17 protein-coding genes are annotated in these 20,997 nt (G+C 72.6%); 4 read left to right on the top strand and 13 right to left on the bottom strand.

What is annotated here, in order from left to right; translation table 11 throughout:
• Window positions 1-113 precede the first annotated feature (113 nt).
• The 9 genes from tpiA to uvrA all read right to left on the bottom strand — a co-directional run bounded on the left by tpiA (window position 114) and on the right by uvrA (window position 12,038).
• The gene (gene tpiA / locus GD748_RS10960) at window positions 114-908 is read right to left on the bottom strand and encodes a triose-phosphate isomerase (RefSeq protein WP_152195250.1); all 795 of its coding nucleotides are present in this window, start codon (window positions 906-908) and stop codon (window positions 114-116) included.
• A gap of 1 nt (window position 909) precedes the next feature.
• Window positions 910-2,100 carry a phosphoglycerate kinase gene (locus tag GD748_RS10955; RefSeq protein WP_152195249.1) on the bottom strand — a complete coding sequence of 397 codons (1,191 nt, stop codon included), beginning with the start codon at window positions 2,098-2,100 and terminating at the stop codon, window positions 910-912.
• A gap of 92 nt (window positions 2,101-2,192) precedes the next feature.
• On the bottom strand, window positions 2,193-3,200 hold the full coding sequence (gene gap / locus GD748_RS10950) for a type I glyceraldehyde-3-phosphate dehydrogenase (protein ID WP_152195248.1): 1,008 nt from the start codon (window positions 3,198-3,200) through the stop codon (window positions 2,193-2,195).
• A 217-nt stretch (window positions 3,201-3,417) separates the two neighbouring features.
• The gene (whiA, locus tag GD748_RS10945) at window positions 3,418-4,398 is read right to left on the bottom strand and encodes a DNA-binding protein WhiA (protein ID WP_152195670.1); all 981 of its coding nucleotides are present in this window, start codon (window positions 4,396-4,398) and stop codon (window positions 3,418-3,420) included.
• Window positions 4,399-4,415: 17 nt separating this feature from the next.
• Window positions 4,416-5,444: a gluconeogenesis factor YvcK family protein gene (locus GD748_RS10940; protein WP_152195247.1), complete on the bottom strand. Its 1,029-nt coding sequence runs from the start codon at window positions 5,442-5,444 to the stop codon at window positions 4,416-4,418.
• Complete coding sequence (rapZ, locus tag GD748_RS10935; RefSeq protein ID WP_152195246.1) at window positions 5,441-6,391, bottom strand: RNase adapter RapZ; 951 nt, start codon at window positions 6,389-6,391, stop codon at window positions 5,441-5,443. The genes GD748_RS10940 and rapZ overlap by 4 nt, the downstream gene beginning before the upstream one ends.
• A gap of 4 nt (window positions 6,392-6,395) precedes the next feature.
• Window positions 6,396-8,555 carry an excinuclease ABC subunit UvrC gene (gene uvrC, locus GD748_RS10930; RefSeq protein WP_152195245.1) on the bottom strand — a complete coding sequence of 720 codons (2,160 nt, stop codon included), beginning with the start codon at window positions 8,553-8,555 and terminating at the stop codon, window positions 6,396-6,398.
• A 98-nt stretch (window positions 8,556-8,653) separates the two neighbouring features.
• Entirely contained in the window at window positions 8,654-9,139 is a 486-nt protein-coding gene (locus tag GD748_RS10925) for an OsmC family protein (protein WP_152195244.1), read from the bottom strand.
• Window positions 9,140-9,197: 58 nt separating this feature from the next.
• Window positions 9,198-12,038 carry an excinuclease ABC subunit UvrA gene (uvrA, locus tag GD748_RS10920; protein ID WP_152195243.1) on the bottom strand — a complete coding sequence of 947 codons (2,841 nt, stop codon included), beginning with the start codon at window positions 12,036-12,038 and terminating at the stop codon, window positions 9,198-9,200.
• A 335-nt stretch (window positions 12,039-12,373) separates the two neighbouring features.
• On the opposite strand from uvrA, the gene GD748_RS10915 reads away from it, so the two are divergent.
• The 4 genes from GD748_RS10915 to GD748_RS10900 all read left to right on the top strand — a co-directional run bounded on the left by GD748_RS10915 (window position 12,374) and on the right by GD748_RS10900 (window position 16,622).
• Window positions 12,374-14,596, top strand: coding sequence for a glycoside hydrolase family 15 protein (locus tag GD748_RS10915; RefSeq protein WP_226921200.1), 2,223 nt, complete (start codon window positions 12,374-12,376; stop codon window positions 14,594-14,596).
• Window positions 14,589-15,269 (top strand): MBL fold metallo-hydrolase, encoded by a 681-nt coding sequence (locus tag GD748_RS10910; RefSeq protein WP_152195242.1) that lies wholly within the window; start codon window positions 14,589-14,591, stop codon window positions 15,267-15,269. The genes GD748_RS10915 and GD748_RS10910 overlap by 8 nt, the downstream gene beginning before the upstream one ends.
• A 103-nt stretch (window positions 15,270-15,372) precedes the next feature.
• Entirely contained in the window at window positions 15,373-15,660 is a 288-nt protein-coding gene (locus GD748_RS10905) for a YciI family protein (RefSeq protein WP_152195241.1), read from the top strand.
• Window positions 15,660-16,622 carry a bile acid:sodium symporter gene (locus GD748_RS10900; RefSeq protein WP_152195240.1) on the top strand — a complete coding sequence of 321 codons (963 nt, stop codon included), beginning with the start codon at window positions 15,660-15,662 and terminating at the stop codon, window positions 16,620-16,622. The genes GD748_RS10905 and GD748_RS10900 overlap by 1 nt, the downstream gene beginning before the upstream one ends.
• Window positions 16,623-16,744: 122 nt before the next feature.
• On the opposite strand, the gene GD748_RS10895 is transcribed toward GD748_RS10900, so the two are convergent.
• The 4 genes from GD748_RS10895 to GD748_RS10880 form a co-directional block, all read right to left on the bottom strand.
• Complete coding sequence (locus GD748_RS10895; RefSeq protein ID WP_226921197.1) at window positions 16,745-17,635, bottom strand: IclR family transcriptional regulator domain-containing protein; 891 nt, start codon at window positions 17,633-17,635, stop codon at window positions 16,745-16,747.
• Window positions 17,632-18,825 carry a bifunctional 3-oxoadipate enol-lactonase/4-carboxymuconolactone decarboxylase PcaDC gene (pcaDC, locus tag GD748_RS20200; RefSeq protein WP_152195239.1) on the bottom strand — a complete coding sequence of 398 codons (1,194 nt, stop codon included), beginning with the start codon at window positions 18,823-18,825 and terminating at the stop codon, window positions 17,632-17,634. The genes GD748_RS10895 and pcaDC overlap by 4 nt, the downstream gene beginning before the upstream one ends.
• Before the next feature lie 50 nt (window positions 18,826-18,875).
• Window positions 18,876-19,700: an IclR family transcriptional regulator domain-containing protein gene (locus GD748_RS10885; RefSeq protein WP_152195238.1), complete on the bottom strand. Its 825-nt coding sequence runs from the start codon at window positions 19,698-19,700 to the stop codon at window positions 18,876-18,878.
• Between the two features lie 117 nt (window positions 19,701-19,817).
• Window positions 19,818-20,903: a TerC family protein gene (locus tag GD748_RS10880; RefSeq protein WP_152195237.1), complete on the bottom strand. Its 1,086-nt coding sequence runs from the start codon at window positions 20,901-20,903 to the stop codon at window positions 19,818-19,820.
• Window positions 20,904-20,997 lie beyond the last annotated feature (94 nt).

Raw genomic sequence — 20,997 nt, 5'->3', positions numbered from 1 at the left:
CGTCGGAGCGACGGCGGCACACGGCACGGCGGGCCAGGGGTTACAGCGCGGCCCGGTGATCCTGCGTCACGACCCGGTGCTCCCGGGTCACAGGCCGAGCCGGTGCTCCTGGGTCAGAGGCCGACCTGGTGGTCCTGGTAGCGCACGATGGCCGCGAACTCCTCGGCCTTGAGGCTGGCGCCACCCACGAGCGCGCCGTCGACGTCCTCCTTGGCCATGATCGAGGCAACGTTGGAGGACTTCACGGAACCGCCGTAGAGCACGCGCACGGCGTCCGCGACGCTCTGGTCGTACCGCTCGGCGAGCCGGGCGCGGACCGCCTGGCAGACCTCCTGGGCGTCCTCCGGGGTCGCGACCTCACCGGTGCCGATGGCCCACACGGGCTCGTACGCGACGACGGTCTTCGCCGCCTCCTCGGCGGAGAGCTCCGCGTAGACGCCGTCGAGCTGCGCGAGGCAGTACGTCACCTGCTCGCCGGCCTGGCGCACGTCCAGCCCCTCACCCACGCACACGATCGGCGTGATGCCCGCGCCCAGCGCGGCCTTGGCCTTGGCGCCGACGAGCACGTCGGACTCGCCGTGGTACTCGCGCCGCTCCGAGTGGCCGACGACGGCGTAGCTCACGCCCAGCTTGGCCAGCATGGCGGCGGAGATCTCCCCGGTGCGCGCGCCGGCGGCGTGCGCGGAGACGTCCTGGGCGCCGTAGCGGATGTCGAGCTTGTCGCCGTCGACCAGGGTCTGGACCGACCTGAGGTCGGTGAACGGCGGCACGACGACGACTTCGACGGAGGCGTAGTCGTGCTTGGCGTCCTTCAGCGTCCACGCGAGCTTCTGGACCAGCGCGATGGCCTCGTGGTGGTCGAGGTTCATCTTCCAGTTGCCCGCCATCAGCGGGGTGCGGTCTGCCATGTCAGTCCTCCAGGACGGCGATGCCGGGGAGGGTCTTGCCCTCGAGGTACTCCAACGACGCGCCGCCGCCGGTGGAGATGTGGGAGAAGGTGGCCTCGTCGAAGCCCAGCGTGCGCACGGCCGCGGCGGAGTCGCCCCCGCCGACGATGGTGAACCCGTCGGCGTCGGACATCGCCTGGGCGACGGCCTTGGTGCCGGCCGCGAACGCCTCGAACTCGAACACGCCCATCGGGCCGTTCCACACCACGGTCTTGGCGTCGGCGATCTTCGCCGCGAAGGCCTGCTGGGACTCCGGGCCGATGTCCAGGCCCATCTGGTCGGCGGGGATGGCGTCGGCGGCCACCACGGTGGCCGGCGCCTCGGCCTTGAACTCCGGCGCCACCACGATGTCCGTGGGCAGGACGATCTCGACGCCCTTGGCCTCGGCCTCGTCGAGGTAGCCGCGGACGGTGTCGAGCTGGTCCTCCTCGAGGAGCGAGGAGCCGACCTCGAGGCCCTTGGCGGCCAGGAAGGTGAACACCATGCCGCCGCCGATGAGCAGGCGGTCGGCCTTGCCGAGGAGGTTGGCGATGACGCCGAGCTTGTCGGAGACCTTGGAGCCGCCGAGCACGACGACGTAGGGACGCTCGGGGTCCTCGGTCGCGCGGCGCAGGGACTCGATCTCCTTCAGGACGAGCTTGCCTGCGGCGTGCGGGAGCCGCTCGGCGACGTCGTAGACCGAGGCCTGCTTGCGGTGGACGACGCCGAAGCCGTCGGAGACATAGGCGTCGGCCAGCGCGGCCAGCTCGTCGGCCAGCGCGCCGCGCTCGGCGTCGTCCTTGGAGGTCTCGCGGGCGTCGAACCGGATGTTCTCCAGGAGGGCGATCTCGCCGTCGGACAGGTCCGCGACCACGGCCTTGGCGTCCTCGCCGACGGTGTCCTTGGCGAGGGTGACCTTCGCGCCGAGCAGCTCGCCCAGGCGGTCGGCCACCGGGGCGAGGGAGTACTTCTCGTCCGGGGTGCCCTTGGGCCGGCCCAGGTGCGCGGTGACGATGACGCGCGCGCCGGCGGCGACGAGCATCTGCAGGGTGGGCAGCGCGGCTCGGATCCGGCCGTCGTCGGTGATCGTCGTCCCGTCGAGCGGGACGTTGAAGTCGGAGCGGACGAGCACGCGCTTGCCGCGCAGGTCGCCCAGGTCCTCGATGGTCTTCATGGTTCTCCTCGGTGTGCTCACAGGCGGACGTCCGCGTGCACGAGCCAGGAGCTGCGCACGCGGACGTCCGTCGGGGTCTGGCGGTCAGCCGGTCAGAGACGCGCGCCCACGTACTCGGTGAGCGTCACCAGCGAGGTGGAGTAGCCGTACTCGTTGTCGTACCAGGCGACGACCTTGACCTGGTCGCCGATCACCTTGGTGAGGCCGGCGTCGAAGATCGAGGGGTGCGGGTTGCCGATGATGTCGGAGGAGACGATCGGGTCCTCGGTGTACTCGACGACGTCCTTGAGCTCGGCGGTCTCCGAGGCCTTCTTCATCGCCGCGTTGACCTCCTCGACGGTGACGTCGCGCGAGGCGGTGAAGGTCAGGTCCGTCGCGGAGCCGGTCGGGACCGGCACGCGCAGGGCGTAGCCGTCGAGCTTGCCCTTGAGCTGCGGGAGGACGAGCGAGACGGCCTTGGCGGCGCCGGTCGACGTCGGGATGATGTTCACGGCGGCGGCGCGGGCGCGGCGCAGGTCCTTGTGCGGGCCGTCCTGCAGGTTCTGGTCGGCGGTGTACGCGTGGATGGTGGTCATCAGGCCGCGCACGATGCCGAACTCCTCGTCCATCACCTTCGCCATCGGGGCGAGGCAGTTGGTGGTGCAGGAGGCGTTGGAGATGATGTGGTGGCTCGCCGCGTCGTAGTCGGTGTGGTTCACGCCGACGACGAAGGTGGCGTCCTCGTTCTTGCCGGGGGCCGAGATGATGACCTTCTTGGCGCCGGCGTCGATGTGCGCCTTGGCCTTGGTCGCGTCGGTGAAGCGGCCGGTGGACTCGATGACGATGTCCGCGCCCAGCTCGCCCCACGGCAGCGCGGCGGGGTCCTTCTCCTCGAGCGCCTTGAAGGTCTGCCCGCCCACGGAGATGGAGTCCTCGGTGTAGGACACGTCCTCCTTGAGGACGCCGAAGACCGAGTCGTACTTCAGCAGGTGCGCCAGGGTCTTGTTGTCGGTGAGGTCGTTGACACCCACGATCTGGATGTCAGCCCCCGAGGCCAGCAGGGCGCGGGTGAAGTTACGGCCGATACGGCCGAAGCCGTTGATGCCGACGCGGATGGTCACTATGTCCTCCTGGAGTGCGCCGCTCGGCGCACGCATTGTCCGGATTCGTCAGCACCGCTAAAGGGTGCTCCTGACCGGGTCGGTCCGCGCGCGGTGCGCGGCGGGGACCTGCCCGACCAGCACTGCCGAGTTTACCCACCGCTGGGACAAACCACCCAAGGACCATGGTCCGCGGGGCCCCATCTGTGAGTGCTCTCACAACGAGGTTAGGGCTTGGTCACAGGTCCAGCATGTCGGGGGTCAGGATGGCCTCCGTGTCCGGGATCCCCTGCTCGTGGGCGCGCTTGTCGGCCATCGCGAGGAGGCGCCGGATGCGTCCCGCGACGGCGTCCTTGGTCAGCGGCGGCGTGGAGAGCTGACCGAGCTCCTCCAGGCTCGCCTGCTTGTGCTCGAGGCGCAGCCGCCCGGCCTGGATCAGGTGCTCGGGCACCTCGTCGCCGAGGATCTCGAAGGCCCGCTCGACCCGGGCGCCGGCGGCCACCGCGGCGCGCGCGGAGCGACGCAGGTTCGCGTCGTCGAAGTTGGCGAGCCGGTTGGCCGTACCGCGGACCTCGCGGCGCATCCGCCGCTCCTCCCACACGAGCACGGCGTCGTGGGCGCCCATGCGGGTGAGCATCGCCGAGATGGCGTCACCGTCGCGGATGACGACGCGGTCGATGCCGCGGACCTCGCGGGCCTTGGCGGCGACGTTCATGCGGCGGGCGGCGCCGACCAGGGCGAGCGCGGCCTCGGGGCCGGGGCAGGTCACCTCGAGGGAGCTGGAGCGGCCCGGCTCGGTGAGCGAGCCGTGCGCGAGGAAGGCGCCGCGCCACGCTGCGGTGGCCTCGGCGACGCCGGCGGAGACGACCTGCGGCGGCAGGCCCCGCACCGGGCGGCCCCGGTTGTCGAGCAGCCCGGTCTGCCGGGCGAGGGACTCGCCGTCCTTGACGACGCGGACGACGTAGCGGTTGCCGCGGCGCAGCCCGCCGCCGGAGACGACGATGATGTCGGAGGAGTGCCCGTAGACCTCCTGCATGGTCTGGCGCAGCCGGCGGGCGGCGATGCCGGCGTCGAGCTCGGCCTCGACCACGATGCGGCCCGAGATGATGTGCAGGCCACCGGCGAACCGCAGCGTCGCGGCCACCTCCGCCTTGCGGGCCGACACCTTGTCCACCCGGAGACGGGCGAGCTCATCCTTCACGGCGGAGGTCAACGACATGCCGGTCATCTTCGCACTCATCGCGCCGACGTTCCTCCCGCGCCCGGCGCGACGTCGCCCAGGACGCCCTCGAAGGCGTCCCGGTAGGCCGCCGCCAGCCGGAGGGGGTCGTGCCGGTCGCGGGCGTCCCCGCCGCCGATCTGGCGCAGCAGCACCCGGGCGCCGCACCCGGAGGCCGCGTCGGTGAGGTCGTCGATGTCCTCGACGGCGGTGGGGTCGGCGAGGATGACGTCCAGCCGCAGGTCGGGGGCGTGCTCGTGGAGGCTGCGCACGTGGTCGGCGGCGGTCATGCCGCTGGTCTCCCCCACCTGGGCGGTGAGGTTGATGGTCAGGGCGCGGTGCGCCGTCGTCTCGTGGAGCGCGCGGTAGAGCTCGGGCACGAGCAGGTGCGGAATCACGGAGGTGTACCAGGAGCCGGGGCCGAGGACGACCCAGTCCGCGGCCCGCACGGCCTCGAGCGCCTCGGGGCACGCGGGCGGGTCCTCGGGCACGAGCCGCACGTGCTCGACCCGCCCCTCGGAGACGGCGACGTTGGCCTGGCCGCGCACGGTGCGCACGACGCCGTCGGAGCACACGTCGGCCTCGATCTCCAGCGGGACCGCGGCCATCGGCAGCACGCGTCCGCGCACGCCGAGCAGCCGGCCGACGAGGTCGAGCCCGGCGACCTCGTTGCCGAGGAGCTCCCAGAGCGCGACGATGAGCAGGTTGCCGACGGCGTGGTTGTTCAGCGGCCCCTCGGAGACGAAGCGGTGCTGGAGCACGTCGCGCCAGGTCAGGCCCCACTCGCCGTCGTCGCACAGCGCGGACAGCGCCATGCGCAGGTCCCCCGGCGGGAGCACACTCAGCTCGTGGCGCAGGCGGCCGGACGATCCGCCGTCGTCTGCGACCGTCACCACCGCGGTGAGGTTCTGCGAGATGTGGCGCAGCGCCCCCAGGGTCGCGGCGAGGCCGTGCCCACCGCCGAGCGCGGCCACGGCGGGCCCGCGCGCGCCGGGCTGCAGGCCCGTGCCGCGGTCGGGGACGCCTCCCGGGTCGAGGACGCTCATTCGCGCCCCAGGTCCCGGTGCAGGGTGCGCACCGACTGGCCGCGGTCGCGCAGCCGCTCGGCGATCGCCTCCGTCATCGCCACGGAGCGGTGCTTGCCGCCGGTGCAGCCCACCGCGATGGTCACGAAGGGCTTGAGCTCGTTGATGTAGCCGTCCAGCACGGGGGCGATGGCGTCGACGTAGCGGTCGGCGAACTCCTCGGCCCCCTCGAGGCCGAGGACGTAGTCGCGCACCTGCTCGTCGCGGCCGGTGAGGTGGCGCAGCTCGGTCACCCAGTAGGGGTTGGTCAGGAAGCGCACGTCCACGACGTGGTCGGCGTCGAGCGGCAGGCCGTACTTGAAGCCGAAGGAGACCACCGTCAGCCGCAGCGGCCGGTCGCCCTCCCCCGCGACGACCTCACGGACCTTGCGGGCCAGGTCGTGCACGGACAGGTCGGTGGTGTCGATCAGGACGTCGGCGCGGCGGCGCAGGTGCGCCAGCAGCTGGCGCTCCTCGGCGATGCCGTCCAGCAGGCGGCCCTCGCCCTGCAGCGGGTGCGGGCGGCGGACGGACTCGTAGCGGCGGACGAGCTCGTCGTCGGCGGCGTCCAGGAAGACGATCCGGTAGTCGGTGCCCTGCATGCGCAGCTGGTCCAGGACGCTGACCAGGTCCGCGAAGAACTCGCGGCTGCGCACGTCGACGACGGCGGCGAGGCGGTGCACGCCACCCTCGGCCGGGGTCATCATCCGGGCCAGCGCGGCGAGCATCCGCGGCGGCAGGTTGTCGACGACGTACCAGTCGAGGTCCTCCAGCGCGGCGGCGGTGCGCGAGCGGCCGGCGCCGGACATGCCGGTGATGATGAGCAGCTCTGGCGGGTCGTTCTTGGGCAGCCGCGACTCGGCGTCCAGCAGCGGGATCCCCTCGGGGACGGTCTGCGGACGCGTGTCGTCGGTGCCCTCGTTCGTCATGCCCTCAGGATGCCAGGTGGTCACGCCCGCCGGGTGCCAGCGCGTCCAGGACCGCCTGGGCGGTGCGCGGGCCGACGCCCTTGACGGCGGCGACCTCCTCCACGGAGGCGGCCCGGATGTTCTTGACCGAGCCGAAGGCCTTGAGCAGGGCCGCCTGGCGGGTGGGGCCGAGGCCGGGGACGTCGTCGAGCACGGAGCGGGTCATGGCCTTGGCGCGCCGGGAGCGGTGGTGGCTGATGGCGAAGCGGTGCGACTCGTCGCGCAGGTGCTGCAGGAGGTACAGGGCCGGCGAGGTGCGCGGCAGCACCACCGGGAAGTCGTCGCCGGGCAGCCAGACCTCCTCCAGACGCTTGGCCAGACCGACGAGCGCGACGTCGTCGATGCCGAGCTCGTCGAGGACCCGCTGGGCGGCGGCGACCTGGGGCTGCCCGCCGTCGACCACCACCAGGTTGGGCGGGTAGGCGAAACGGCGTGCCCGTCCCGTGGTGGGGTCCACCGGTCCGGATCGCAGCGGCACGCCGTCGTCGTCCACGGCGTCGAGGTCGACGACGGGGGTGTCCTGGCGGTCGGGGTCGTCGCCGGCGAGGGCGGCGCCGACCGCGAGCGCCGCGGCGTCGGCGAGACCCGGCGCGTCCGCGCGGGCCTGGGCGAGCGCCTCCTGCTCGGCGACGTAGCGGCGGAAGCGCCGGCGCAGCACCTCGTCCATGGCCGCGGTGTCGTCGCGGGCCCCCTCGCCGTCCTCGCCGCGGACGACGAAGTGGCGGTACTCGGACTTCTTGGCGACGCCGTCCTCGAAGACGACCATGGAGCCCACCTGGTGGGCGCCCTGGGTGTGGGAGATGTCGTAGCACTCGATGCGCAGCGGGGACTCCGCCAGCCCGAGCGCCTCCTGCAGCTCGCCGAGGGCCTTGGACCGGGACGTCAGGTCGCCGGCGCGGCGGGTCTTGTGCAGCGTCAGCGCCTGCTCGGCGTTGGCGTGCACCGTCTCGGCGAGCTTCCTCTTGTCGCCGCGCTGCGGCACCCGGATGCTGACCCGGGCACCGCGAAGACCCGAGAGCCACGCCGTCACGCCCTCGAGGTCGGCGGGCAGGACCGGCACGAGGATCTCGCGCGGCACGGCCGTGGTCGGGGTGTGGGGAACGTCGTCGACGCTCGTCGCCTCGCCGTCGGCCCGGCGCGCACGGGACTTGCCGACCGAGTTCGCATCGTGCGGGGCGACGGCGGCCGGGGCGTCGCCGTACACCTGCAGCAGGAGGTGCTCGACGAGGCCCGCCTCGTCGAGCTCCTCGACGCGCTCGACCACCCAGCCGCGCTGGCCGCGGATCCGGCCGCCGCGCACGTGGAACACCTGGACGCTCGCCTCGAGCTCGTCGGCGGCGAGGGCGAAGATGTCCGCGTCGGTGCCGTCGGGGAGGACGACGGCGTTCTTCTCCACCACCTTGCGCAGGGCGGCGACGTCGTCACGCAGGCGGGCGGCGCGCTCGTAGTCCTGCTCCGCCGCGGCCGCGCGCATCTCCCGCTCGACGCGGCGCAGGTGCGGACCGGTCTCGCCCTCCATGAAGCGGCAGAACTCGTCCGCGAGCTCGCGGTGGTCCTCCTTGGAGATCCGCCCCACGCACGGCGCCGAGCACTTGTCGATGTAGCCGAGCAGGCACGGCCGGCCCGAGGACTCCGCGCGCCGGTACACGCCCGGCGAGCAGGTGCGCACAGGGAAGACCCGCAGCAGCAGGTCGACTGTCTCGCGGATCGCCCAGGCGTGCGTGTAGGGACCGAAGTAGCGGGTGCCCTTGCGCTTGGCGCCGCGCATGACCTGGACGCGGGGCACCTCCTCCCCCATGGTGACGGCGAGGAAGGGGTAGGACTTGTCGTCGCGGTACTTGACGTTGAACCGCGGGTCGAACTCCTTGATCCAGGCGTACTCGAGCGCGAGCGACTCGACCTCGGTGCCGACGACCGTCCACTCCACCGAGGAGGCGGTCGTGACCATCTGCCGGGTCCGTGGGTGCAGCGCCGCGATGTCCTGGAAGTAGCTGGCGAGCCGGCTGCGCAGGCTCTTGGCCTTGCCGACGTAGACGACGCGGCCGTGCGGGTCGCGGAAGCGGTAGACGCCCGGCTGGTCGGGCACCTCCCCCGGCCGGGGTCGGTACGTGGACGGGTCGGCCATGCCCTCGAGCCTACGTCAGCACGGGGACGCCTCGCGGCGCCGTCGCGTCGGATCCGGACCCCACTCGGCCGGTGGCGCTGCCGCCGGTCGCGCGGTGGTCAGGCGGTGGTGTGGGCCGTGGTGTGCGCGGGTTCGACACGGACCGGGAAGCCGACTGACCGGGCGACGTGGTTGTACTCACGGGCCTCGTGGTGCAGGCGGGCGGCGAGCTCCTCGCTGACGCCCGGGTCGGCGAACGTCACCCGGGGGCGGAGCACGACCTCGACGAAGGGCCCCGAGCCGGCGCCCTCCACGCGCTGCGTCCCGGTCGCCTTGTCGGCGTAGCCGAGCACGACGACGTCGTGCCTCGCGGCGGTGCGCAGGAACCACAGCATCTGGGCCTGGGAGATGGAGCCGACGAAGAGCTCCTCGGCGCGGTACCGGCTCACGTCGGTGCGGACCTTGAGGTCCGAGGTGGCCAGCAGCGTGGGCTTGCCCTCCACCCGCACCTCGTGGTCGCGCGAGTAGCTGGTGTAGCTCGACGTGCCGCGCTCGTCGGCCCCGGTCCAGTCGACTGTCACGTTGTACGTCTGGAGTGCTCCCATGACCACACGCTAGCCGTCCGCCGGTGCCCGGGCGAGGATTCACCGTCTGCCGCGCAGGTCAGCGCGCGGCGAGGATCTCTGCGAGGAACTGCCCGGTGAACGACTCGGGGACCTTCGCCACCTTCTCCGGGGTGCCGGCCGCGACCACCGTCCCGCCGCCGGAACCGCCCTCGGGGCCCATGTCGATGATCCAGTCGGCGTTCTTGATGACGTCGAGGTTGTGCTCGATGACGATGACCGTGTTGCCCTTGTCGACCAGGCCCTGCAGCACCTGGAGGAGCTTGCGGATGTCCTCGAAGTGCAGCCCGGTGGTCGGCTCGTCGAGCACGTAGACGGTGCGACCGGTCGAGCGTCGCTGCAGCTCGGAGGCGAGCTTGACCCGCTGCGCCTCGCCGCCGGAGAGCGTCGTGGCGGACTGACCGAGGCGGACGTACCCCAGGCCGACGTCGACGAGGGTCTGCAGGTAGCGGGTGATCTTCTGGACCGCGCCGAAGAAGTCGACGGCCTCCGCGATCGGCATGTCGAGGACCTCGGCGACGGTCTTGCCCTTGAAATGCACCTCGAGGGTCTCGCGGTTGTACCGCGCGCCCTGGCACACCTCGCACGGGACGTACACGTCCGGCAGGAAGTTCATCTCGATCTTGATGGTGCCGTCGCCCTTGCAGGCCTCGCACCGTCCGCCCTTGACGTTGAACGAGAAGCGGCCGGGGCCGTACCCACGCACCTTCGACTCGGTCGTCTCCGCGAACAGCTTGCGGATGTGGTCCCACACGCCCGTGTACGTCGCGGCGTTCGAGCGCGGGGTCCGGCCGATCGGCGACTGGTCCACGTGCACGACCTTGTCCAGCCCGTCGAGGCCGGTGACCCTCTTGTGCCGCCCGGGCACCGAGCGCGCCCGGTTGAGCTCGGCGGCGAGCACCTTGTACAGGATCGCGTTGACCAGGGTGGACTTCCCCGAGCCGGAGACACCCGTGACGGCGACGAGCGTGCCGAGCGGGAAAGAGACCGTGACGTCCTTGAGGTTGTTCTCCTTCGCCCCGACGACGGTCAGCTGGCGGCCCTTGTCGACCTTGCGCCGCTTCGTCGGCATCGGGATGGAGCGCCGACCCGCCAGGTACGCGCCGGTCACCGACTCCTCGGCGGTCAGCAGCCCGGGCAGGTCGCCGGTGTGGATGACCCGGCCGCCGTGCTCGCCCGCGCCCGGTCCGATGTCGACGATCCAGTCCGCCATCCGGATGGTGTCCTCGTCGTGCTCGACGACGATGAGGGTGTTGCCGAGGTCGCGCAGCCGGGTCAGGGTGTCGATCAGCCGCCGGTTGTCCCGCTGGTGCAGCCCGATGCTCGGCTCGTCGAGGACGTACAGCACACCCACCAGGCCGGAGCCGATCTGGGTGGCGAGCCGGATGCGCTGCGCCTCGCCGCCGGAGAGCGTGGCCGCCCCGCGCGAGAGCGTGAGGTAGTTCAGGCCGACGTCGAGGAGGAACTGCAGGCGGGCGTGGATCTCCTTGAGGACCTGGCCGGCGATCGCCGACTCCCGGGTGCCCAGGTGCAGGCCGTCCAGGTACGCCTTGGCCTCGGCGATGGAGAGGTCGCTGAGCTGGGAGATGTTGAGCTCGCCGACCCGCACGGCCAGCACCTCGGGCTTGAGGCGGGCGCCCCGGCACACCGGGCACGGCACCTCGCGCATGTAGCCCTCGTAGCGCTCGCGCGACCAGTCGGACTCGGTCTCGTCGTGCTTGCGCTTGATGAAGTCGACGGCGCCCTCGAAGCCGGACGTGTAGGAGCGCTCCCGTCCCCACCGGTTGCGGTACCGGACCTTGACCTCGTAGTCCTTGCCGTGCAGCACCGCCTGCTTGGCACGCTGGGGCAGGGCGCGCCAGGGCACGTCGACGGAGAACTCGAGCTGCTCGGCCAGGGCTCGCAGCTGGCGCAGGAAGTACTCGCTCTGCGCGGCCCACGGCGCGACGGCGCCCTCGGCCAGGCTCAGCTCCTCGTCCGGAACGACGAGCTCGGGGTCGATCTCGAGCCGCGAGCCGATGCCGGTGCACTCGGGGCAGGCGCCGTAGGGGGCGTTGAAGGAGAACGTGCGCGGCTCGATCTCCTCGAGCGAGAGCGGGTGGTCGTTGGGGCACGCCCGCTTCTCGGAGAAGCGGTGCTCGCGACCCGGGTCGTTCGCGTCGAGGTCGACGAGCTCGACGACCACCAGGCCGTCGGCCAGGCGCAGGGCGGTCTCGACGGAGTCGGTCAACCGCTGGCGGACGTTCTCCCGGATCACGAGGCGGTCCACGACGACGTCGATGTCGTGCTTGAGCTTCTTCTCCAGGACCGGCGGCTCGCTGAGCGGGACGACCGTGCCGTCGACCCGGGCACGCGCGAACCCCTGCGTCTGGAGGTCGCGGAAGAGCTCGGTGTACTCGCCCTTGCGGCCCCGGATCATCGGTGCGAGCAGCTGGAACCGGGTGCCCTCGGGCATCTCCCTGAGGCGGTCGACGATCTGCTGGGGTGTCTGGGCGGTCACCCGCTCGCCGCACACGGGGCAGTACTGGGTGCCGGCCCGGGAGAACAGCAGCCGAAGGTAGTCGTGGACCTCGGTGATCGTGCCGACCGTCGACCGCGGGTTCCGGTTGGTGGACTTCTGGTCGATGGAGACGGCGGGCGAGAGCCCCTCGATGAAGTCGACGTCGGGCTTGTCCATCTGCCCGAGGAACTGGCGCGCGTAGGAGCTCAGCGACTCCACGTAGCGCCGCTGCCCCTCGGCGAAGATCGTGTCGAACGCCAGGGACGACTTCCCGGAGCCGGACAGGCCGGTGAAGACGATGAGCCGGTCGCGCGGGAGCTCGAGGCTGACGTTGCGGAGGTTGTGCTCGCGCGCGCCGCGCACGAGAAGCTGATCACTCACCCGGCGATGATATGCGCCCGCACCCACAGCCGCACAACTGTTCGATTCGTCACATGTTCCGGCTGCGCACGCCCCTGCTCGTCGGCCGGTCCCGGTTCCGCGCGCCCCCCTGCCCGTCCGTCGGTCCGGATCCGCACGCCCCTTCTCCTCGGGCGGTCCGGATCCGCGCGCCCTCTGCTCGTCACGCTCCGGATACGCCACTCCCCCGTCGCCCGGTCCTGCCCGCCGACGATCGGGAGTCGACGGAGTGGGCGACGCGGCCGCCCCGGTCCCGGCGGTCGCGACGCCGGGCCTTCGCCGCGTCCCGGTTCGCGTGCTCTGCCAGGATGGGAAAGATGACGGCACCCAGCGACATCAGAGCAGCCGATGCGGCGACCGACGCAAAGGACGAGGCCACCGAGCAGCAGGCCACCGCGGAGCAGCAGGCCGACGCCGAGCGGCAGGAGACCGCTGACCAGCCCGGACCCACGCCTATCGAGGACTACGCCGTTGTCGGGGACGCGCGCTCGGTGGCGGTCGTCTCGCGGCGCGGTTCGGTGGACTGGCTGTGCCTGCCGTGGCTCGACTCGCATGCGCTGTTCGCCGCGCTGCTCGGTACCCCGGAGAACGGCCGCTGGCTGCTGGCCGCCGTCGCCACGGACCGCGGCGCGAACGACGCGGAAGGCGGCACCGACGACGACGGCGTTGACAAAAGCGGCGCCACCACCGACGACGGCGCGAACAGCAGCACCAGCAGCCGTGACGACGACGGCGCTAACAACGGCACCAGCAGCCGCGACGCCGGCGCGAAAACCGGCACCAGCCGGGGCAACGACGGCGGCGCGAACAGCGGCAACGACGACGGCGTGACCGCGTCCCGTCGATACGTCGGGGACAGCTTCGTGCTCGAGACCACCTGGACCACCCCCACCGGCACCGCCCGCGTGATCGACGCCATGCCGGTGGCGGACGGCCGGTCGGACCTCATCCGCCGGGTGGAGGGACTGACCGGCACCGTGACCTTCGAGCACGAGTGGGTCGTGCGCTTCGGCTACGGCAAGACCCGGCCGTGGGTGCACCGCGACACGGACCCCGACGGGGCCGAGGTGATCCGCGCCGTCGCCGGTCCCGACGCCATCACGCTCGCCGGCGACCGGCTGCCCAAGGGTGTCGAGGGCCGGCACCAGGACGGCTTCGAGGTGACGGGCGGGGAGACCGTCGAGCTGGTGATGACCTGGTCGAAGTCGTGGGAGGGCATCCCCACCCGCCCCGACGTCGAGAAGGCGCTGCGCCACACCGAGACGGTCTGGGGCGACTGGGCGCGAGCCAACTCCTACGACGGCGACTACTGCGAGCAGGTCGTCCGCTCCCTCCTCGTCCTCCGGCTCCTGACCCAGGAGCCCACCGGGGGCATCGCCGCCGCCGCCACCACCTCGCTGCCGGAGGAGATCGGCGGCGAGCGCAACTGGGACTACCGCTTCTCCTGGCTGCGTGACGCCGCCCTGACGCTGGAGGCCATGCTCGAGGTCGGGTTCCGGGAGGAGGCCGAGGAGTGGCGCGCCTGGCTCCTGCGCGCCGTCGCCGGCGACCCAGAGAACCTGCAGATCATGTACCGGCTGGACGGCTCCCGCGAGCTGCCCGAGCGCGAGCTCGCGCACCTCACCGGCTACGCGGGCTCCACACCGGTGCGGGTGGGCAACGGCGCCGTGGACCAGCACCAGAACGACGTCCTCGGCGAGGTCATGCTCGCCCTCGACCTCGCGCGGCGGTCCGGGCTGGCCGCCGACGGCGACTCCTGGGCGCTGCAGCGGGTCCTCGTGGAGAACATGATCGACAAGTGGCGGCTGCCCGACCACGGGATCTGGGAGATCCGCGGCCCGTTGCGCCACTTCACCCATTCCAAGGTCATGTGCTGGGCGGCGTTGGACTGTGCGGTCCGCGCCGTCGAGGAGGAGGGCTGCGACGGGCCGGTGGAACGCTGGCGCGAGGTCCGCGAGGAGGTCAAGGCCGACGTCCTCGAGCACGGCTACGACGAGGAGCTCGGCTCCTTCGTGCAGTACTACGGGTCGAAGACCACCGACGCGTCCCTGCTCCAGCTCGTCCAGGTGGGCTTCCTCCCGCCGGAGGACCAGCGCCTGCACGGCACCGTCAGGCGGGTCCGCGAGGAGCTCGCGGACGGGCCGTGGGTGCACCGCTACCTCACCGCGAGCGGGGTGGACGGCCTGGCCGGCGACGAGCACCCGTTCCTCGCCTGCTGCTTCTGGCTGGTGGACGCGCTCGCCCGGATCGGGGACGTCACCACCGCCAAGCAGCACATGGACCAGCTGGTCGCCGTGATGAACGACGTCGGGCTCCTGTCCGAGGAGTACGACCCCCACGGCGAGCGCTTCACCGGGAACTTCCCGCAGGCCTTCTCGCACCTGACCCTCGTCCGGGCCGCGCACGCCCTGCACGCCGCCGAGAAGAGCGCGGAGCCGCTGGGCGCGCAGGCCCGCCCGGACGACATGGAGGCCGTCGACGACGCCCCCGTCGCGCGGGAGGACGCCGACCCCGGCCCGGAGGGAGGCGACCATGACTGACCCCCTCGACGACGCCCACGTCACCTACGGCGGCCCGAGCGCCGCACACCGGCTCGGCGCGACGACGGTGCGCAAGGCCTCCGTCTCCGAGCAGGACAACAACGCCTACCTCGTCACCGCGCCGGACGGCACGCAGCTTCTCGTCGACGCGGCCGACGACGCCGACCGGGTCCTGGCGCTGGTCGCGGAGGGCAGCGGCTCCCTGGCCGCCGTCGTCACGACCCACCAGCACTGGGACCACCACCGCGCCCTGCCGGCCGTCGTCGCGGCCACCGGTGCACAGGTGCTCGCCGGGGCGGAGGACGCCGACGCCCTGCCCGTGCCGGTCGACCGCCGCCTGGCCGACGGCGACACGATCGCCGTCGGGGACCTCGTCGTGGAGGTGATCGCCCTGCGGGGTCACACCCCCGGCTCCGTCGCGCTAGCGCTGCGCGAGGGCGACGACGGCGACCGCCCGGGTCGCGTGCACCTCTTCACCGGCGACTCGCTCTTCCCGGGCGGCCCTGGGCGGACCACGTCGCCGGAGAGCTTCACCTCGCTCATGGACGATCTGGAGGAGCGGGTCTTCGCCCGGTTCGGCGACGACGCACGCGTCTACGCGGGGCACGGCGACGACACCACCCTCGGGGCCGAGCGCCCGCACCTCGGTCGGTGGCGAGCCCGCGGCTGGTGAGAGCACGGGCGGCGGCGGAGTCACCGGGCGGCCGCGCGGCGCGTCCCCGCCGGTGCCCGGCCCACCGGCCGCGGTCGGCCCGCAGGCCGCTACGCTGGCTCGTATGACCCTCTTCGCCGTCGAGTACGTCTACGACATCGGCCGGACCGGGGACCTCGACCAGCTCCGTCCCCAGCACCGCGCCTTCCTGTCCGGGCTGCACGACGAGGGCACGCTCGTGGCCTCCGGGCCGTGGTCGGACGCCGCGACCCCCGGGGCGCTGCTGCTCGTGAGGGCGGCCGACCACGACGCCGTCCTGAAGGTCCTCGACGCCGACCCCTTCCACCGTGCCCACCTGATCGTGCGCCGCACCGCCCGCGCCTGGAACCCGGTGATCGGCTCTCTCGGCTGATGGGCCGGGTGCTGCGCACCTTCGACCCCTTCGTCGTCGCTCTCCTCACCACGATGGTGGTGGGTCTGGTCGTGCCGGTGCCTGCGTACGCGCGCCAGGTGCTCACGGTGGCCGGCGACGTCGCCGTCACCGTCCTGTTCCTCGTCTACGGGATGCGGCTGTCCACCCGGGAGGTGCTGGGCGGCCTCCGCAACGTCCGTCTCCAGGGCTCGATCCTGGCGTCGACGTACCTGCTGTTCCCGGTGCTGGGGATCATCCTCTACGCCGTCGCGGACCCCTTGGTGGGTGCCGCGCTGGCCGCCGGGCTGCTCTACCTGACGCTCCTGCCGTCGACGGTGCAGTCGTCGGTGGCCTTCACGTCGATCGCGCGCGGCGACGTCGCCGGTGCGATCTGCGCCGCGACGGTCTCCAACGTGCTCGGCATGGTGCTCACGCCGCTGCTGGTCCTGCTCGTGATGGACCGCTCGGGATCGGTGGGGCTCGGTGGTCTGCGAGACGTGCTGCTGCAGCTGCTGCTGCCGTTCGTCGTCGGCCAGCTGCTGCAGCCGCTGGTGGGCGGCTGGGTCCGCGCGCGGCGGTGGCTGACGCTCACGGTCGACCGCGGCACGATCCTGGTCGTGGTGCTCGGCGCCGTGGCGGCGGCGACCGCCGCCGGCGTGTGGGAGACCGTCTCAGCGGGGACGATCGTCGCGCTGCTGGCGCTGTGCGCCGTGCTGCTCGCGGCCATGCTCGCAGCGACGTGGTGGGGCGGGCGTGCGCTGGGGCTGGGGCTGCCGGGCCGTGTCGCGCTGCTGATGTGCGGCTCGAAGAAGTCCCTCGCCACCGGGCTGCCCATGGCTGCCGTGCTGTTCCCGGTCGCGACGGCGGCCACGGTCGCGGTGCCGGTCATCGTCTTCCACCAGCTGCAGCTGGTGGTGTGCGCCGTGCTGGCGCGGCGCCTCGCGCGGCGCGCGTCGGCCTGAGGCCGCCGTCGGGCCCGTACCCGAGCCGCCGGGCGACGCGTCCCGCACGGGCGACGCGCCGACGGTCTCCCGGAGCGGCCGCGGGCGGGTACCCCCGGCGCACGCAGGCGAGAGACTCGTGCTCAGCCGAAGGGGCCGGGCCTTCGCAGCTGGTGACGCGCGACCGCCGCGCTGACCGCCCGCGCGCACGCCGTCACCGCCTCGGCGTGCCGGGTGCGGACGTGCCCGCCGGGCAGGGCGGCGACGGTGAGGGGCAGGTTCACGGCGGCGACCACCCGGCCGTCGGTGACCTGCACCGGGGCGGCGAGGGCGATGTGTCCGCGTTCGAGCTCGTCGTCCACCCGGCAGTGGCCCACGTCCCGCACCTCGTCGAGCTGGGCGCGCAGCGCCCGACCGTCCACCGGCCCCGTCCCGGGGGGCAGGGAGCCGAGGTGCGCGTCGAGCTCGGCCGGGTCCAGGCCCGCGAGCAGCACCCGGCCCATGGCCGTGCTGAGCGCGGGCAGGCGAGTACCGACCGGCAGGACGGTGTCGATGATCCGCGAGCCGGGCACCCGCTCCACGTAGACGATGTCGGCGCCGTCGAGCACAGCGAGCGAGATCGAGTGGCCGGTCTCGGCGCTGAGCCGCCGCATCGCGCCGACGGCGAGGTCCGGGAGCCGCAGGGCCGACCGGTAGGCCTCCCCCAGCTCGAGCACCCGTGGGCGCAGGCTGAAGTCTCGACCGCGCCCGAGCACGTACCCGGCCTCGGCGAGGGTGAGCAGCACCCGACGCGCGACCGCGCGGTTCAGCCCGGCCCCCTGCGCCACCTGCGCGAGGGTCATCGGTCCGGGCGCCCCGGCGAGCGCGCGGAGAACCGCCAGCCCGCGCGCGAGAGCCTGGAGTCCTTCAGAGGCGGGCTGCCCGGTGGGCGCTGGCACGTCGTGCCGGGAGCGCGCGGCCGGCGCCGGCCGGCCGGGCGGCGTCGTGGTCGGCGGCGCCGGCCGGCCGGGCGGCGTCGTGTTCGGCACGGTCACCCGAGCCCTTCCTCGGTGAGGACGCGCTGGGCGATGCCGTAGGCGTGGTTCGAGACGGGGATCCCCGCGTAGACGCCGAGGTGGAGGAGCACCTCGCGGATCTCGTCGACGGTGAGGCCGTTGCGCAGGGCGGCGCGCACGTGCATGGCGAACTCGCCGTCGTGCCCGAGCGCGGCGAGCAGCGCCAGCGTGATCGCGCTGCGGGTGCGCCGGTCGAGCCCCGGACGGGCCCACACGTCGCCCCACGCGTACCGGGTGATGAAGTCCTGGAAGTCCACGGTCAGCGTCGTGGTGCCGAGCTGCGCACGGTCCACGTGGGCGTCACCGAGAACCTCGCGCCGGACCCGCATGCCGGCGGCGTGGCCGGCCCGGTCGGCATCCAGGTGCTCGAGCAGCAGGGCGGTGACGGTCGCCGACTGCTGCACGGCGCTGAGGTGGGCGGCCCCGTCGACGACCTCGAGCCGGGCGTCGCCGCCGGCGGCGCGGACCGCCGCGACGAGCTCCTCGGACATCTCCGGCGGCGTGGAGCGATCCTCGGCGCCGGCGACCGCGAGCACCGGCGCCGTGATGTCGCCGAGCCCAGGCCGCAGGTCCGTGCTCGCGATGGCCTCGCAGCACTGGGCGTACCCCTCGGGCTCGACGGCGAGGAACGTCTCACGGATCCGGGCCAGGCGCTGCGGGTCGTGCCAGGCCGGTGTGAACCAGCCGGCGACGACGCTCTCCCAGATCGCACCCATGCCCTGCTCACGCACGATCGCCGCCCGCGTGAGCCACTTCTCGGCAGGCGGCAGGTGCGCGGAGCTGCACACGAGCGCGAGGCGGTTCACGCGCTCGGGGTGGTGCACCGCCAGCCACGTCGCGACCATGCCGCCCACCGACAGACCCACGTGGTGGGCGGCGGGCACCCCGAGGTGGTCCATGAGGCGCAGGACGCCGGAGCCCAGGTCCGCGATCGTTCTCCCGCCCGCCCCGGTGGTGGCAGGTTCGACCGGGATCGTCGCGCCCGGGGCGCGGGTGGCCGAGCCGCCATGGCCGGGCAGCTCGTAGCGCACCACGCGATAGCGCCGTTCGAGCAGGCGCACCTGCTCGTCCCACGTGTGCCGGTCGGTGCCCAGCGAGGAGCCCAGCACGACGACGGGTGCGCCGTCCGGACCGCTCGCCTCGTAGGCCGGGAGATGGTCGCTCAGCATCGTCGCCCTCCTGCCGAACCGTGGTCCGGACAGGGTATCCGTCCGTCGGCTCAGGCCACGACGTGGCCGAGGTGGACCAGGTCCGCGTCGACGGCGGCCGCGGCCGCACGCAGCTCGGGCAGCACGCGGTCGACCAGCGCCGACGGCGGTTCGTCGCCGACGGCGGTCGCGACGTTGATGGCGGCCACGACCGTGCCCTCGCCGTCATGGACGGGCACGGCGAGCGAGCGCAGCCCCTCCTCGAGCTCCTGGTCGACCAGCGCATAGCCCTGCTCGCGGGTCTCGGCGAGGATCTCGCGGAGGCGACCCGTGTCGGTGGTCGTGAAGGGTGAGCGTCGTTCGACGCGGACCGAGTCCACGAAGCCTTCGAGCCAGTCGTCCGTGCGGCCTGCCAGCAGGACTCGCCCCATCGACGTCGACTCGGCGGGGAAGCGGGTGCCTGTACGGATCCTCACCCGCATGACCCGCCGGGTGGCGACGCGGGCGACGTAGACGATCTGGCCGGCCTCGAGCACCGACGCCGATACCGACTCGCCCACGCGGCTCGACAGCTCCTTCAGGTGCGGGGTCACGACCTCGGCGAGCGTCAGCTCCGCGAGCTGCTCGAACCCGAGCTCGAGGAGGGCCGGCCGGAGGATGAACTCACGGCCGCGCTGGTCCGCGTAGCCGAGCTCGACGAGCGTGTGGAGCGCGCGTCTGGCGCCCGCGCGCGGCATGCCCGAGCGGGCTGCCACCTCGCTGAGCGTGAGACGGGGATGGTCCTCGTCGAAGACCCGGATCACCGAGAGGCCGCGCTCCAGGGACCGGATGGTCTCGGTGGGGCGCCCCGCGGCGGGGTCGGGCTCGGACTGGTCTAGTTCTCCCACGGGCCGCATGCTAACCGCCCGGTCCGGGCGCCCCGTGCGGGGCTGCCCGACCGGGCGGTCAGAAGGTCGACAGCTGATCGGCTGCGGTGGGGGCGGTCGCGGCCGGTTTACTGGCCGCGGGCCATGTCATTCGCCCGACGTGTGCCGTTCGGCGTCCACGGGCGGGCCGGAGGGACTGCTCGGCCCGTCCCCCTCGCCGCGGTCCCGGATGGCCGGCTCGGCAGCAGCGAGCCGTGCGTCCTTCTTGTTGCGCGCGAGGCTGGCGATCACGGTGATGGCCAGCACGCCGACGATCCAGGCGAGCGAGACCGCGATGCCCGGCTCGGGGATGGCGAGCCACGGCTCGCCGCCGTTGATGAAGCCCAGCTCGTTCTCGTGCAGCGCGTGGACGACCAGCTTGAGACCGATGAAGCCGAGGATCGCGGCCAGGCCGTAGTGCAGGTAGACCAGCTTGTCGAGCAGCCCGTCGACGAGGAAGTACAGCTGACGCAGACCGAGCAGCGAGAAGGCGTTCGCGGCGAACACCAGGTAGGGCTCCTGGGTCAGGCCGAAGATGGCCGGGATCGAGTCGACCGCGAAGAGGATGTCGGCGCTGCCGATCGCGATGATCGCCAGGAGCATCGGGGTGATGAACGTCTTGCCGGAGTGGCGGTGGATGAGCTTGCCGCCCACGAAGCCCTCGGTGACGGGGACGACGCGGCGCACGAGGCGGACGAACCCGTTCTCGTGGTACTCCTCCGTCTCGTCGGGCTTCTCCACGCCCTGGCGGGCCTGGGCGATCGCCGTGTAGATGAGGAAGGCCCCGAAGATGTAGAAGATCCAGGTGAAGTTCTCGATGGCGGCGGCGCCGAGCGCGATGAAGACGGCGCGCAGCACGATCGCGATGATGATGCCGGCCAGCAGGACCTCCTGCTGGTACTTCCGCGGGATCTTGAAGGCCGCGATGATGATGACGAAGACGAAGAGGTTGTCGACGGACAGGCTCTTCTCGGTGACGTACCCGGCGAAGTACTCGCCGCCGTAGGTCGAGCCCCAGACACCCCAGACGATCAGTCCGAAGACGAGGGCCATGGCGACGTAGGCGACCGACCACCAGGCGGCCTCCTTCAACGAGGGCGCGTGCGGGGTACGGACGTGTCCGACGATGTCGACGGTGATCATCACGACGATCAGCGCGATCAGGCCGATCCAGCCAAGGGCGTGAACTTCCACTGTTCCTCCGGTACGTAGGGGCGAGTACCGGAGGTCTCTTCCGCCTGGTCCGTGCAGCCCACGTCCCCGGTTCGGGATGTGGGCGACCTCGTGT

Source organism: Georgenia subflava (assembly GCF_009193155.1).
GTDB classification, from domain to species: Bacteria; Actinomycetota; Actinomycetes; order Actinomycetales; family Actinomycetaceae; genus Georgenia; species Georgenia subflava.
This window is presented reverse-complemented; position numbering and strand designations above follow the sequence as displayed.

Coding starts and splice junctions, on each gene's coding strand:
- tpiA (WP_152195250.1), bottom strand. CDS start 908: ATGGCAGACCGCACCCCGCTGATGGCGGGCAACTGGAAGATGAACCTC.
- GD748_RS10955 (WP_152195249.1), bottom strand. CDS start 2,100: ATGAAGACCATCGAGGACCTGGGCGACCTGCGCGGCAAGCGCGTGCTC.
- whiA (WP_152195670.1), bottom strand. CDS start 4,398: ATGTCGTTGACCTCCGCCGTGAAGGATGAGCTCGCCCGTCTCCGGGTG.
- GD748_RS10940 (WP_152195247.1), bottom strand. CDS start 5,444: ATGAGCGTCCTCGACCCGGGAGGCGTCCCCGACCGCGGCACGGGCCTG.
- rapZ (WP_152195246.1), bottom strand. CDS start 6,391: ATGACGAACGAGGGCACCGACGACACGCGTCCGCAGACCGTCCCCGAG.
- uvrC (WP_152195245.1), bottom strand. CDS start 8,555: ATGGCCGACCCGTCCACGTACCGACCCCGGCCGGGGGAGGTGCCCGAC.
- GD748_RS10925 (WP_152195244.1), bottom strand. CDS start 9,139: ATGGGAGCACTCCAGACGTACAACGTGACAGTCGACTGGACCGGGGCC.
- GD748_RS10915 (WP_226921200.1), top strand. CDS start 12,374: ATGACGGCACCCAGCGACATCAGAGCAGCCGATGCGGCGACCGACGCA.
- GD748_RS10910 (WP_152195242.1), top strand. CDS start 14,589: ATGACTGACCCCCTCGACGACGCCCACGTCACCTACGGCGGCCCGAGC.
- GD748_RS10905 (WP_152195241.1), top strand. CDS start 15,373: ATGACCCTCTTCGCCGTCGAGTACGTCTACGACATCGGCCGGACCGGG.
- GD748_RS10900 (WP_152195240.1), top strand. CDS start 15,660: ATGGGCCGGGTGCTGCGCACCTTCGACCCCTTCGTCGTCGCTCTCCTC.
- pcaDC (WP_152195239.1), bottom strand. CDS start 18,825: ATGCTGAGCGACCATCTCCCGGCCTACGAGGCGAGCGGTCCGGACGGC.
- GD748_RS10885 (WP_152195238.1), bottom strand. CDS start 19,700: ATGCGGCCCGTGGGAGAACTAGACCAGTCCGAGCCCGACCCCGCCGCG.